Source organism: Klebsiella sp. GB_Kp047, assembly GCF_040065235.1.
GTDB classification, from domain to species: Bacteria; Pseudomonadota; Gammaproteobacteria; order Enterobacterales; family Enterobacteriaceae; genus Klebsiella; species Klebsiella quasipneumoniae.
Map to the genome: position 1 here is coordinate 217,024 of NZ_JBEAJG010000041.1, position 13,661 is coordinate 230,684.

14 protein-coding genes and 1 riboswitch are annotated in these 13,661 nt (G+C 57.1%); of the genes, 10 read left to right on the forward strand and 4 right to left on the reverse strand.

Annotated features, from left to right (window positions below; genetic code table 11):
• Positions 1-57: 57 nt before the first annotated feature.
• On the forward strand, positions 58-1,290 hold the full coding sequence (locus ABLV76_RS21595; protein ID WP_004205848.1) for an MFS transporter: 1,233 nt from the start codon (positions 58-60) through the stop codon (positions 1,288-1,290).
• A 39-nt stretch (positions 1,291-1,329) separates the two neighbouring features.
• Here ABLV76_RS21595 and ABLV76_RS21600 read toward each other — a convergent pair whose 3' ends face one another.
• Positions 1,330-2,244 (reverse strand): DMT family transporter, encoded by a 915-nt coding sequence (locus ABLV76_RS21600; protein ID WP_348878463.1) that lies wholly within the window; start codon positions 2,242-2,244, stop codon positions 1,330-1,332.
• A gap of 202 nt (positions 2,245-2,446) precedes the next feature.
• On the opposite strand from ABLV76_RS21600, the gene ABLV76_RS21605 reads away from it, so the two are divergent.
• A complete protein-coding gene (locus ABLV76_RS21605; RefSeq protein ID WP_348878464.1) occupies positions 2,447-3,547 on the forward strand; it encodes an iron-containing redox enzyme family protein in 1,101 nt (366 codons plus the stop codon).
• Here the strand turns inward: ABLV76_RS21605 and ABLV76_RS21610 are convergent.
• Positions 3,523-4,101, reverse strand: coding sequence for a TetR/AcrR family transcriptional regulator (locus ABLV76_RS21610; RefSeq protein WP_004205853.1), 579 nt, complete (start codon positions 4,099-4,101; stop codon positions 3,523-3,525). The genes ABLV76_RS21605 and ABLV76_RS21610 overlap by 25 nt on opposite strands.
• Positions 4,102-4,254: 153 nt before the next feature.
• Here ABLV76_RS21610 and ABLV76_RS21615 point away from each other — a divergent pair, with 153 nt between their 5' ends.
• Together ABLV76_RS21615 and ABLV76_RS21620 are read left to right on the forward strand one after the other, a co-directional pair.
• Positions 4,255-4,857, forward strand: coding sequence for an HAD-IB family hydrolase (locus ABLV76_RS21615; protein ID WP_065877642.1), 603 nt, complete (start codon positions 4,255-4,257; stop codon positions 4,855-4,857).
• A 71-nt stretch (positions 4,858-4,928) separates the two neighbouring features.
• Positions 4,929-5,465 (forward strand): GNAT family protein, encoded by a 537-nt coding sequence (locus tag ABLV76_RS21620; RefSeq protein ID WP_017900284.1) that lies wholly within the window; start codon positions 4,929-4,931, stop codon positions 5,463-5,465.
• Positions 5,466-5,503: 38 nt separating this feature from the next.
• On the opposite strand, the gene oxlT is transcribed toward ABLV76_RS21620, so the two are convergent.
• Positions 5,504-6,760, reverse strand: a complete 1,257-nt coding sequence (gene oxlT, locus ABLV76_RS21625; RefSeq protein ID WP_049115388.1) for an oxalate/formate MFS antiporter — start codon at positions 6,758-6,760, stop codon at positions 5,504-5,506.
• 702 nt (positions 6,761-7,462) lie between these two features.
• On the opposite strand from oxlT, the gene ABLV76_RS21630 reads away from it, so the two are divergent.
• Positions 7,463-7,894 carry a DUF4354 family protein gene (locus ABLV76_RS21630; RefSeq protein WP_122542975.1) on the forward strand — a complete coding sequence of 144 codons (432 nt, stop codon included), beginning with the start codon at positions 7,463-7,465 and terminating at the stop codon, positions 7,892-7,894.
• Positions 7,895-8,407: 513 nt separating this feature from the next.
• Here the strand turns inward: ABLV76_RS21630 and ABLV76_RS21635 are convergent.
• On the reverse strand, positions 8,408-8,758 hold the full coding sequence (locus ABLV76_RS21635) for a hypothetical protein (RefSeq protein WP_348878465.1): 351 nt from the start codon (positions 8,756-8,758) through the stop codon (positions 8,408-8,410).
• A gap of 540 nt (positions 8,759-9,298) precedes the next feature.
• A riboswitch (guanidine-I (ykkC/yxkD leader) is annotated at positions 9,299-9,397 on the forward strand.
• A 56-nt stretch (positions 9,398-9,453) separates the two neighbouring features.
• Here ABLV76_RS21635 and ABLV76_RS21640 point away from each other — a divergent pair.
• The 5 genes from ABLV76_RS21640 to ABLV76_RS21660 are packed head-to-tail and all read left to right on the forward strand — an operon-like array spanning position 9,454 to position 13,504.
• On the forward strand, positions 9,454-10,512 hold the full coding sequence (locus ABLV76_RS21640) for a putative urea ABC transporter substrate-binding protein (RefSeq protein WP_348878466.1): 1,059 nt from the start codon (positions 9,454-9,456) through the stop codon (positions 10,510-10,512).
• A gap of 24 nt (positions 10,513-10,536) precedes the next feature.
• Positions 10,537-11,352, forward strand: a complete 816-nt coding sequence (locus ABLV76_RS21645; protein ID WP_023318280.1) for an ABC transporter permease — start codon at positions 10,537-10,539, stop codon at positions 11,350-11,352.
• Positions 11,349-12,125, forward strand: a complete 777-nt coding sequence (locus ABLV76_RS21650; protein WP_004205863.1) for an ABC transporter ATP-binding protein — start codon at positions 11,349-11,351, stop codon at positions 12,123-12,125. The genes ABLV76_RS21645 and ABLV76_RS21650 overlap by 4 nt, the downstream gene beginning before the upstream one ends.
• A gap of 4 nt (positions 12,126-12,129) precedes the next feature.
• Positions 12,130-12,858: an urea amidolyase associated protein UAAP1 gene (locus ABLV76_RS21655; RefSeq protein ID WP_130971865.1), complete on the forward strand. Its 729-nt coding sequence runs from the start codon at positions 12,130-12,132 to the stop codon at positions 12,856-12,858.
• A 10-nt stretch (positions 12,859-12,868) separates the two neighbouring features.
• Positions 12,869-13,504, forward strand: a complete 636-nt coding sequence (locus ABLV76_RS21660; protein WP_017900291.1) for an urea amidolyase associated protein UAAP2 — start codon at positions 12,869-12,871, stop codon at positions 13,502-13,504.
• Positions 13,505-13,661: the final 157 nt, after the last annotated feature.

The window sequence follows — 13,661 nt, forward strand, 5'->3', positions numbered from 1 at the left end:
TGCTCTGCCGGACGCCGCGCAAGCTCCCGGCAACGCCGTCGGGATAGGGATGACAAGATGCACGGCTGGACTTCACGACAGCGCAACGCGGCGATCGCCAGTTTTTTAAGCTGGACGCTCGATGCTTTCGACTTTTTCCTGTTGGTTTTTTTACTGAGCGATATCGCCCACTCGTTTCACGTCGACCTTGAAGAGGTCACCCTGGCGATTCTGTTGACCCTGGCCGTGCGGCCCGTTGGCGCGCTGATCTTCGGCAGGGCGGCGGAAAAGTTTGGCCGCAAACCGATCCTGATGCTCAACATCGTTTTCTTCTCCGCCTTTGAGCTGCTCTCCGCCGCGGCGCCGTCGTTGATGCTGTTTTTTCTGCTGCGGGTACTGTACGGCGTGGCGATGGGCGGGATCTGGGGCGTGGCTTCGTCGCTGGCGATGGAGACGATCCCTGACCGCTCGCGCGGCCTGATGTCCGGTCTGTTCCAGGCGGGGTATCCCTTCGGCTATCTGCTGGCGGCCGTGGCCTACGGGCTGTTGTTTACACAGCTCGGCTGGCGCGGGATGTTTGTCATTGGCGCCGCCCCAGTGCTGCTGTTGCCGTTTATCTATTTCTGCGTCGAGGAGTCCCCGGTCTGGCTGGCGGCACGGCAGAGTAAAGCGAGCACGGCTCTGCTGCCGGTGTTGCGTAGCCACTGGAAGCTGTGCCTGTACCTGGTGGTGCTGATGGCGGCCTTTAACTTCTTCTCCCACGGGACGCAGGATCTCTACCCGGTCTTTTTGAAAGTCCAGCATGGCTTCGAGCCTAAAACGGTCAGCATTATCGCGGTGTGCTACAACATCGCCTCGATCATCGGCGGGGTTTTCTTCGGCTCGCTGTCGGAGAAGATTGGCCGGCGCAAAGCGATTATGAGCGCCGCCCTGCTGGCGCTGCCGGTGATCCCGCTGTGGGCTTTCGCCAGCGGCTCGCTGGCGCTGGGGGCCGGGGCGTTTCTGATGCAGTTTATGGTGCAGGGCGCCTGGGGGGTGATCCCTACCTGGCTCAACGAACTGGTTCCGGCCAACACCCGGGCAGTGCTGCCCGGCTTCGTCTATCAGTTGGGGAATCTGCTGGCCTCGGTGAATGCCACCCTGCAGGCCTCCATTGCCCAGCACCACGGGCATAACTACGGCCTGGCGATGGCCCTGGTGGCCGGGACGGTGGCGATCGTCATTACCATTCTGACCTTCTTTGGCCGTGAGGGCCGGATGACGCAACCCGCCGGGACGGCGCCTCACCAGCCGCTCTCCACCAGCCGTTAAGTGCTGACGCCGGGCGTTGTCAGACGCCCGGCAGACAAGCTAACCGCGAAGGCGAACCGTCGCCGCCTGGCGTTTCTCCAGCGAGCAGATGCCAATCCCCAGCATAATGAACAGCGCGCTGAACAGGTGCCAGGCATGCGGCTGGGTATGCAGGAAGAGGATGCTCAATACCCCGCCGGAGAGCGGGATGATATGGGTGTAAATCTCCCCCCGCGTGGCGCCAATCGTAGCGATACCTTTATTCCAGAAAAGATAGGCCAGCCACGACGGGAAAATCACCAGATAAGCCAGACCGCTAAGGAAAAACGGCTCGCGCCAGGCGGTCCAGTCCTGCGCCGGGTGGCGCATCAGCCAGAAGGCGACGATTGGCAGCAGGAGCAGGGCGCCGAGCAGCGAACTGACGGCGACAAAGCCATTCGCCGGGATGCGGCGGTCCTTCAGACGTAACAGCGAACAATAGAGAGCCCAGCTCAGCGCCGAACTCATCGCCCACAAATCGCCGACGGAAAAAGTATGCAGCGAGGCGGCATGCAGCGGATTCCCCTGGAATAAGAGGATCATCACGCCAAGAGTGCTGAAGACCACCCCCAGCCAGTTGCGGGCCGATACCGGGTCGCGAAAAATCAGCCGGTTAATCAGCAGCACCATGCTCGGCGTGGCGGACATATAGATGGCGGCGTTGAGGGCGGAGGTAGTTTGCAGACCGATATAGAGCGTGAGCGGGAAACTGACCTGACCGCACAGGGTGAGCACCAGCACCGCGGGGGCGTTTTCCCGCAGCAGGTGACGACTGTCAGCAATCTGCCGGCTGTAGAGCAGGCCCAGCAGCAGCGCCGTCAGCGCCCACCGCGCTTCGGTCATCAGGATCGGATCCACGCCCTGAACCAGCACGTGACCGACAACGTAATTCCCCCCCCAGAACAGGGCGGCCAGCGTCAGTAACAGATAGGGCATAGTGATTCCTTGTGTCGTTTGTCACTGTACTGGATGGTAACGTTATTATTTTTATAATATCAATAATATTTTAGTGGTTTTTGTTTGTTTTGTTTAAATTCTTTAACAAACAGAATGTTAGTAATATGAATGAAATTTACGTTGCCGCATTGTGAGCGGTACTATACCGTATAGTCGCCATGCATTTCACAGGGATAAATTCATGCGTAATACCGACAATGGGGTCATTGGTCGTGACCAAACCGCGGTGATGGCCAGGCTGGCGCTGGATGAGTTAATTGACCAGCTTCTGCACAGTAACGCGCTGTCGCTGAAGTTGACGGCCAATCCGCAGGTCGCCGACAGAGCCTGGCATCTGGCTGAGAATATCTGCATCCGCGCCTTCTCCGCTGACGACCCGCAGGCCAAAAAGCGCGCGCACCATGCGCTGTTCATCCTCTATCAGTCCTGGCTTGCCGACCCGCTCTCGCCGGCGGCTGCCAATCAGTTTCATCCACTGCTCTCCGGGATCCGAAATTACATTGAGTCTGAGTGGCTGCGGGCGGAAAGCAAACGTTTCCATCGCCAGAGACCGGTGCTCAATGCCGGCAATATCGTCGACGAACTGCGCGCTCTATGCCAGCAGCACCCGGCGTCTCATCATCCGCTGTTCGATTTCCTTGCCAGCGAGGCCTCCGCCGCGCAGATCGACTATTTCTTCAAAAGCGACAGCGCGCTGAATCTGCTTTTCTTCGATCTGGTGGCGATGGGGCTGGTGGGCTCGTTGCCGGAAACCCGCGCCGAGATTGCCCAGAATCTGTGGGATGAGATAGGTCAGGGCAGCACTGAGATCACCCACGTCAATCTGTATAAGGATTTACTGAAGCGGCGGAATATCGCCTTACCGGACAACCATTTTGCCCATCTGTACGAGTGGCAGGGGCTGGCCGGGTATAACGCCTTTATGGTCGGCGGCGTAAATCGTCAGCATTACTACCAATCGCTGGGAGTGATGGCGATGACCGAACTGCTCGACCCGCCGCAGTATGAAAAACTGGTGGCGGGCTGTCGGCGGATTGGGCTTTCCGATCGCGACGTGCATTACTATGCCGAACATATCACGGTCGATATCGGCCATGCGGACGGTTGGCTGAACAATGTGATTGTGCCGATTGGCAAAAAACATCCGGCGGCGATGGAGGAGGTCTACTTTGGCGCCGCGCTGCGCCTGCAAACCTGCAACGATTACTATGATGGTCTGCTGGCGGCGCTGCAGTCGCTGGACGGCAGCGCATCATCTCACAGCGTACCGCCTTCTGAGTAAATAAGCGCTTTGGCCGCGCTCCAGGCGGTCGTCCCCGGCGGGATCTCCCGGCATTCGGCGGACTCGGCCTGCTGGGCGGCGATGGCGCCATCGATGAGCATCACCATCATCATAGCGACCCGTTCGGCAGGCTCTGGTTTTAATACCAGAGTCAGGATATCGCGGAAAAACTGCCACAGGCGCGACTTGAACCGGGAGCACTGCTCCCGGATCGCCGGCGATGACGCGCCATATTCGAATAGCGCGCGGGTGAACATGCAGCCGTGGAACGTTTCGCAGGTCAACCAGCACTGATAGTAGTCGAACACGGCGAACAGCTTCTCCCGCGCGGTGGCTTTATCCGCGGTGATCTGCGTCAGATCCTGCATAAACTCGCTCTCTTTTTGCCGGAGGATAGCCAGAATGAGCGCCTCTTTATCGGCATAGTAGCGGTAGAAGGTCATTTTGGAGATGCCGGCATGCTCAGCAATCCGCTCGATGCTGGGGGACTGATATCCTTCGCGATTAAACAGCGCGCTGGCGTGGCGGAGAATGTCCGCTTGTTTTGGCTTCATGCGTTTTCCTGTCGACTGGTTCGCTGTCACGACGGCCGGAGACACGGCCGTCCTGCGACAGCGGTGCATTATGCTGGATATTGCCGCCAGGCGGGAAAAAAGTAAATCAGCCGCACCTTAGCGGCGCCGGTGTGTCTGTATAAGGTTACAAGGATGAAGAAGAACATTGCCTTTTTTGACTTCGATGGCACGATCACCCACGAAGATACGTTTACCCCTTTTATTTATCAGTCCCTCGATGCGAAAGCCATTCGTCAGGGCAAATTGCGGCTGTTGCCGTATATTCTCGCCTGGAAAATGGGCTGGCTTTCCGCCTCTGCCATCCGGCAAAAAGTATTTCATTATGCTTTTGCCGGGAAATCGCAACCTGAGATCCTGCAGCGCGGGAACGATCATAGCCAGGTATTTATTCCCTATACACTGCGGGAGAACGCGATGCAGCGCATAGCCTGGCATCAGGCGCGAGGGGACACCGTGGTGGTGGTTTCAGCCTCGCTGGATGTCTATCTTCGACCGTGGTGCCAGCAGCATAATCTTGAGTTGCTGTGCAGCGAAGTGGAATTTCAAAACGGGTCAGCGACCGGAAAGTATCAGGGGGGAGACTGCAGCGGCCTGGCCAAAAAGGCGCGTATCCTGGCGAACTACTCCCTGGCCGATTACGAGGAGATCTTCGCCTACGGCGATACGCCGGAAGATTTCGCCATGCTGGCGCTGGCCACCACCAAAATCTATCGCTGGGATGAGGCTCCGCCATGAGCCTGGCAGCGCCAGGCTACGCAGGTTAAGATGGCGCGCGATTGCCCGTCTCACCAGGAAGAAGAGAAGAGATGATGTTACCCCTGACCACGCCCCGGCTGCTGCTGCGCCGGTTCAGAACGGAAGATCTGCCGTCTTTCAGCCATTATCGCAACCTGCCGGAGGTGGCCCGCTTTCAGAGCTGGACCCACTACAGCATGGCAGAGGCGACAGCCTTCTATGAACAACAGCGTTCGCTGGCCTTTGCTGAGGATGAAAGCTGGTTCCAGCTTGCCGTAGCGATCCAGGCCAACGGTGCGCTGGCGGGAGATGTGGGGATCCACTTTTTCGATCAGGGCAGACAGGCCGAGCTGGGGATGACCTTTTCCCCGGCATATCAGCATCAGGGGTATGCCCGGGAAGCCATGCGGGCGGTGATAGCCTTACTCTTTGAGCAGTTAGCCCATCACCGGCTGATAGCGGTGGTAGACACTCGCAATACCGGGGCGATCAAACTCCTCGAAGGGCTGGGCTTTCGTCGCGAGGCGCATTACCGGCAGAATATCTTTTTTAAAGGCGAGTGGGGCGATGAGTATCTGTACGCGCTGCTGCGCAGCGAATATCAGTGAAGTGACGGCATGGCCGTCACTTCTGTCCGGCCGGGCGATCAGCTATGCTGGCGGATAAAGCGCGCGCGCCACGGTTTTAGCACCCACAGCGCGAGGGCGGCGGTGATAAAATCCAGACCAATCGCGCAGCTGAAAACCACATGCCAGCCGTGGGTGTACTGATAGAGCAGCGCCGCCAGCGGGCCGCCGAAGATGGACCCGATGCCCTGCGAAATATACAGCCAGCCATAGTTGCTGGCGGCATGTTCGCTGCCGAACGTATCGGTGAGCGTCGACGGGAAGAGCGAGAAGATCTCCCCCCAGCCAAAGAACACCACCCCGGAGAGCAGGACAAACAGCAGCGGATCTTCCCGGCACGCCAGCCAGAGCGTCATCGCCACTCCCTCCAGCGCAAAGGCGATAAACATGGTTTGCTCGCGGCCGAAGCGGTCGGAAATAAAACCAAACAGCGGCCGGGTTAAGCCGTTGGTGAAGCGGTCTATCGTTAACGCCAGCGGCAGCGCCGCCATGCCAAACACCACCGCCTGGCTAATGCCGAAGTCCTCGGCGAACACCGCCATCTGCGAGGTGACCATCAGCCCGGAAGTCGACATCATTGCCATCATGGCAAACATCAGCCAGAACAGCGGCTGGCGCAGCATTTCCCGGGAGGTAAACGATCTGCTGCTCTGCGCCACCGTCTGGCTGACGGGCAGGGAGACAGCAGGCGGCGGCAGCTTCAGCCCCTGACTGGCGAGGAAGCCGACGAGGGCGAAAAGGATCCCGAAAGTTGTCAGCGTGTGTTCAAGGCCGTTAGTGGTCAGCGACAGGGAGATGGGGAAAGTGGTTATGATCGCCCCCATCCCGTAGCCCGCCGCCACCGCGCCGGCGGCAAAACCCCGCTGCCTTGGGAACCATTTAACCATCAGGCCGACAACGCCGATATAGACGATCCCGGTCCCGAGGCCGCCCATGCAGCCATAAACCAGCCACAGCGTCGCCAGGCCCTTCACCTGCGCAGAAAGCACCCAGCTCATTCCGGCCATCACCGTGCCGATAGCGATCAGCCGCCGTGGGCCAAATTTTTCCACTAACCGCCCCTGAAAGGGCGAAAAGAAGGTCTGGAGGATGATCAACAGCGAGAAGGTGACCTGCAGCTCGGGCAGACCGACGCCCAGCCTGGCGGCCAGGGGTTTCGTCAGCAGCGTCCAGACATATTGCGGGCTGGAGATGGCGGCCATACAGATCAAGCCCAGCACCAGCTGGCGCCATTTGTCATATTTCGGGGTAACCAACGGTTCGCTGAGTGTCGTCATGTTGTTCTCCGTTTTCAGTTAACAGACTTCCGTGAAACGCATTCACCCTGGATGCCTCACGGAAAGGGGAAGGTGGCGACCGCAGAGTGACGACGTGTTGTGGCCATACGGCATACGATCTTGTCCACATCGCGGTATACAAGCGCACAGCATTAAACGTGCCAGTTAAAATAGTGCTTTATATACATGCAGTTAACATGGCGATGCGGGATTTGATGGGCTTCAGTATGGTGAACAGCCGGCACTGAGTCGGTGCAAATGGGTCATCGCTGTGCGCTTCACTTGCTGACTGGCACCAGGTCGATGGTAGGTCTGATGGAAAAATAGACATGGCATTCAAGCGGGGGACAGGAACTCTCCTGCTTATCCTGTTCAGGATCGCTGATGATATTCACGCCATGGATACAGGGGGCACTAACCTGGCCGGTGCGAACGGCTTTAAATAGCATCCTGGTAAAGTTAAAGATAAACCGTGCATAAACATGACGCAGAAAAAAGTGAACAACAAGTTACTGGTAACAATTTTTTAAATTCAAATTAGAATTGTTTTAATGGTTATTTTCTCAATGTGCTGATTTATAGGTTTAAATATACTTGCAGGCTGAATTTTGATCATTGAGTGAACATGGATAATATCATTGATTATACCAATATCATGATCTATGGTAGCGCATGCTTAATAGTGAATTTAATGAGGTTGAAATGCATAACTATATTACGAAAGGTATTGCGCTGGCTGTAGCTATCGCTGCCTCAGGAATGGTGCAGGCTGATGAGAAAAAGAATCATGATTCTTATTTTTCGGGGATCAAGATTTTTGCGCAAAAGGAGTCCACCGGAAGTGAATGGGATAGCGTTACCGGCGAGGCGAAGTATCTGATATTCTATAAAGTTACGCTTGATAATTACTCTAATAAAAGCATTGAACCAGGCAAAGATAACAAAATGTGCTTCTTTTTGTATGATAAAAATGGCAAATCATTTATGAGCACCGGAATTCAAATGGAGATGCTGAAAAAATACAAACCCATTGAAAGCCGAACCGGAAGCGTGTTATTCAGCAGCGCCGATCCTGAAATACTGAATATACCTTTTGTTCGTCTTGCTTTCGGTAAAGAGTGCTTAACAAAATAACCACCATCCAGAGTGTGGATGATCTGCCTTATATGATGTTAGCGTAACACCGGGCGTCAGTCAGGTGTTACGAGACCTTATTATTTACCTGAACATTCCAACTGAATGATGAGGATGCGTGCGAGGCAGAGACCAGTGGTGACAAGCACCGCGCTCACCTGAAGAGGGTCACTCGTATTTCGGTTTTACGCGGAGGAGGTGCGTCTGCCGGGAGGGGGATGCACTGGCCAGTTATTGGACAACCTTACGCGTCTTTTTTGCTCCGCTATCCGTGACGCTCCTGATGATTTTTCTCAGTTGGCATATGCCAAAACTCATAGCAAATTTATTAGGGTGCTTCGGTTTGCTTACTGCACCTGAAAAAAGGGATCGCTCGACAAAACTGCTATCCTGATACAAAACAGTATCAGCGTGTAACTCGCCAGATATCATCAGCACTGTTATTAGCAAAAGGAGAGATCTTTTCATCATTCGTTCTCTGATAGCTTAATTCTGTTGCTATTTATCTGCGCATTATGTGCACCGTTCAGCAATGGCAGTAACCGACCGATGTATATCCGGCGCATGCGGCGCATAATAAAATTCTACCGAAGTCTGCCTGCTGTTGAATTTGCTGATTTCAACCCACGCGACAGCCGTGGTTTCAGTATTTATCAGATTGTACTTATAAACATTTTCAGGGAGAGTGTCATCATATTCCAGTGATAGTTTCTCTTTAGTGGCTGCATAATGAAGGCAATCAACCACCTGGCTTTTTCCCTGATTAACATAGTAAGTTTTTTCTTCCGGATGTATCCCTACATCCCCGAGATCCATACAACCATTTAACAGAATAAGGGGTGGTAACATCAGCAATATTTTCATGGATCCTCTCTGTGTTAAATAACATTGGCGTGATTTTAACTTGTATTTAACAGGCTAATCATGCTGGATTAACGAATGGTGATTTCATTCCGCCCCTCTCCTTAACGTGGCGCAATATTATCATCGTGCGTTAAAACGCACAACCAGGAAATTTAGCGTTAGTAGTATTCAACATTTAAATGCTTTACCGTCAGGCGGGTCGTACAGGCGGAAAAATAAGGATAACGCCCCCTGGCGACGGGGCAGCGGAGAAGTCCCTGCTACTTCCCAAATATCGAAGCGGCGTAATGGCAAACATTTACCCGCGCAATGATCATTAGTTACAGGACTCATCCCCCATGACCAACGGCCGGTTGTTTGCCAGGACGCGGTTGGCTTTCCCTCTGCACCAAAGCCATGCAATGCCCCACTTTTACTCCCCATTTTTGGGAGGCGATGCCCCGGTTGGCGGTAAATCGCTGATGGAACGGCTATCTGGCTCCTGGCATGGTGCTTGCAAGAACATCGGCAGAAAGCAGCGCAACAGACAATTCAGATCACACAATAGCTGGCTAGGGTTCCGGTTCACCGCGGTGAACGTCTGGTCCGAGAGCTGGCGACCTCGGCGAGGTTACACGGCGGGATAAAAGCCCGGGAGACAGCAGCACCGTTGGGTGTCGCGCTGCTCCGTTTCTCGTGCTAACCAGAGGTCCACCATGAAAACATCGCCGCTCCTCCGCTCACTCGTCCTGTCGCTGACGCTGCTGACCAGCGTCCCGTCCTTTGCCGCCGTCAAAAAAGAGTTCAACGTCTGCTGGACCATCTACGCCGGCTGGATGCCCTGGGGCGCCATCAGCAATGAAAAGATCATTGATAAATGGGCCAGCAAATACGGCATCAAAATCAATATCGTTCAGCTCAACGATTACATCGAATCCATCAACCAGTACACCGCCGGGCAGTTTGACGGCTGCACGATGACCAACATGGACGCGTTGACGATCCCGGCGGCGGGCGGTGTCGACAGTACGGCGCTGATCACCGGCAGCTACTCCGACGGTAACGACGGGGTGGTCCTCAAAGGGGCGGATAAAAAGCTCAGCGACCTGAAAGGAATGTCGGTGTATCTCCCGGAGCTGTCGGTATCCCACTATCTGCTGGTGCGCGGCCTGGAAAAAGCCGGGCTGCAGGAAAAAGACGTCAAGGTGGTGAATACCTCCGATGCCGATATCGTCTCGGCCTTCGGCACCAGCGGCGTGCGGGCGGCGGTGGCCTGGAATCCACAGCTGTCGGTTATCAAAAAGACCCCGCAAACCATCGAAGTGTTTAGCTCCTCGCAGGTGCCCGGCGAGCTTATCGACATGATGGTGGTGAATACCCAGACCCTGAAAGATAACCCCGCGCTGGGCAAAGCCCTGACCGGCGCCTGGTTTGAAATGATGGCCAAAATGAAGGCCGGGGATAGCCAGGCGTTGAGCGCTATGGCCGCCGACGCCGGTACCGATCTTGCCGGCTACCAGGCGCAGCTGAAAACCACCCATCTGTTCTGGACGCCTGCCGACACCCTGGCGTTTATCTCCTCGCCGGATCTGGCGAAAACCATGCAGCGAGTGGCGCAGTTCTCGTTCGATAAAGGCCTGCTGGGTGAAGGGGCGCAGAGCGCGGACTTTATCGGCATGACCTTTCCGGGAAATGTCACCCTCGGCGATGCCGCCAACCGCAAACTGCGCTTTGACGACAGCTACCTGAAGCTGGCCGCCGCGGGCCAGCTCTAATGATTGCCGCCGGGAGACCACGCCATGCGCCACATTAACCGTTATCCCCAAAAGGGGATGCGCCTGACGCTGATGCTGCTGCCTTTTGTCGTGCTGATCGCCGCCTGGTTTATGGGATCGGCGGTGCGGCTGGAAGCCAATCCGCAGGACAAGTTGCTGCCAGGCCTGTCGCAGATGGTGGCAGCCATTGACCGGATGGCGTTCACCCCGGACAAACGCAGCGGCGAGTATCTGCTGTGGGCCGATACGCTGATCAGCCTGAGCCGTCTGCTGACGGGCCTGGCCGTCTCGTCGCTGATCGGCCTCGGCATCGGCATCGCCGCCGGCGTCTTTCCGATGTACCGCGCGGCGCTGTCGCCGCTGCTGACGGTAGTGTCAATGATCCCGCCGCTGGCGATCCTGCCGGTGCTGTTTATCGTCTTTGGCCTGGATGAGCTGTCGAAAGTGATGCTGATCGTCATCGGTATTACGCCGATGCTGGCGCGCGACCTGGAGCAGCGGGCGCAGGAGATCCCGGCGGAGCTGTTTATTAAGGCGCAGACCCTCGGCGCCAATAGCTGGACCCTGGTGCTGCGGGTGGTGCTTCCCCAGCTGCTGTCGCGGCTGATCACCTCCCTGCGCCTGCTGCTGGGCTCGGCATGGCTGTTCCTCATCTCCGCCGAGGCCATCTCCGCCACCGCCGGGCTGGGGTACCGCATTTTCCTGGTGCGGCGCTATATGGCGATGGACGTGATTATTCCCTATGTCATCTGGATCACTTTGCTGGCATGGCTGATGGATCTGGCGCTGCGCCAGCTGCACAAGGCCTGTTTCCCGTGGGCGGAAGGAGGTCGGGGATGAGTTTTATCGACATCAAAAACATCTGGCAGGAGTACGGCGACCACGTGGTGCTGGAGCGCATCAATCTGCAGGTGAAAGAGGGCGAGTTTTGCTCGATGGTCGGCGCGTCCGGCTGTGGTAAATCGACCTTTCTGCGCCTGCTGCTCGGTCAGGAAAAACCGACCCGTGGTGCCATCCTGCTCGACGGCCAGCCGCTGGCGGCGGAGCCGGACCGCAGTCGTGGTGTGGTCTTCCAGCGCTATTCGGTGTTTCCGCATCTCAACGTGCTGGATAACGTCGCCATCGGTCTGGAGCTGCCGGCGTCCCCGCTGCTGGGGCGCCTGTTTGGCGGCAGAAAGCGCGAGGCCCGGCAACAGGCCCAGCGGATGCTGGAGAAAGTGGGCCTGGGACACGCCCTGGATAAATACCCGGCGCAGCTCTCGGGCGGGATGCAGCAGCGGCTGGCCATTGCCCAGGCGTTCGTGATGCAGCCGCGGGTGCTGCTGCTGGACGAGCCCTTCGGCGCGCTGGATCCCGGCATTCGCAAGGATATGCATGCGCTGCTGCTCCAGCTGTGGAGCGAAACGCGCATGACGGTGTTTATGGTCACCCACGACCTGGCGGAAGGCTTCAACCTCGGCACGAGGCTGCTGGTGTTCGACAAAGTGCGCATCGACCCGCAGGCGCCCAACGCCTGGGGAGCGCGTATTACTTACGACATCCCGCTCAATGAAGCGCGGATGGCGCAGCTGGCCGCCGGTAGCGACACCAACGTTTACGCATTAAGGAGATAAATTGATGACTGAATTGCTTCACTCCATCCCCAGCCTGCGCGAAGAGCAGCTTCCCGGCGGGGCGCACACCTCGCTGATTTTGCGCAAAGGGCAGATCCTGCGCCTGACCGATATCGACGGCGGGGCGAACGTCAGCATGATGATGCTCAACCCCCATGAGAAAAGTGAGCGCCTGAACCTGCCGGATACCCTCAAGGGGCAGCATACCGCGCGTCTGACCGCCGGGCACTGTTTCTACTCCGATATGGGCCGGGTGCTCGCCGGGATCGTCGCCGACAGCTGCGGCTGGCACGATCCGTTCGGCGGGGTCCTTAACGCCGAAGAGACGCACGACAAATATGGCGCCGGACGCTACCAGGAATTACGCAATGGCTTCTACCGCAACGGCGTCGATAACCTGCTGGTGGAGATGGGTAAATGGGATCTCGGTCTGGAAGATCTGCTGATGGTGGTCAACTTCTTCAGCAAAGTCACCGTCGATGACCAGGGGCGCTTTCACTTTGTCTCCGGCAACAGCCGCGCCGGGGATTACGTGGAACTGTATGCCCCGATGGACGTCCTGCTGGTGCTCACCGCGCTGCCGCATCCCCAGGATCCGGCCACCGAGTATGCCCCCCGTCCGGTTCAGCTGAGCTGGTATCAGGCCGACGATGAAGACGCAGCCACCCAGGCGCTCCTGACCCGCGATGAGAACCAGCGCGCGTTCCGCAATACCCAACTTTTTGCCCTGTAAGGAGGCGTTTATGACCCTTATCACCAGTAACCGACGCCCGGAAGAGGCCGTCTATCGCCATGTGATCCCCGCTGGGGAGCCGTGGCTGTTTGAGGTAAAAAAAGGGCAAACCCTGCGCCTGCTCGATCTCGAAGGCAACCAGGCGATTGATACCCTGTTTTACAACGCCGACAACCCGCGCGAGCGCTACGATGCGCAGCGCACGCTGCGCCGCCAGGGTAACGCCTACCTGACCGCCGGCAGCGTGCTCTATTCCAATCTTGGTCATCCGCTGATGACCATCGTGGCCGATACCTGCGGGCGGCACGATACCCTCGGCGGCGCCTGCGCCCAGGAGAGCAACACCGTGCGCTACGCTCTCGACAAGCGCTATATGCACAGCTGCCGGGACAATTTTCTCTGCGCCTGTCTGCACGATGGCCGTCTGCATAAACGCGATATCGGCGCCAACATTAACTTCTTTATGAACGTGCCGGTGACGCCGGAGGGGGGTCTGACCTTCGAGGATGGCATCTCGGCGGCGGGAAAATACGTGGAACTGCGCGCGGAGTGTAACGCCATGGTGCTGATCTCCAACTGCCCGCAGCTCAACAATCCCTGCAACGGCTGGAACCCGACCCCCGCCGAGGTGCTGGTATGGAACTAACCCGCTGGCAACGCTGGCGTTTGCTGGCCTTTCGGCTGTTCGCCGTTCGCGCCGACCGCCTGAACCACACGCCGACGCGCCACCTTTAAGCGCCGGCTCTCCCGGGGACGACCTCAGGGGAAGACGAATTATTGCGGGACGACCCGCTTCGCTGTGA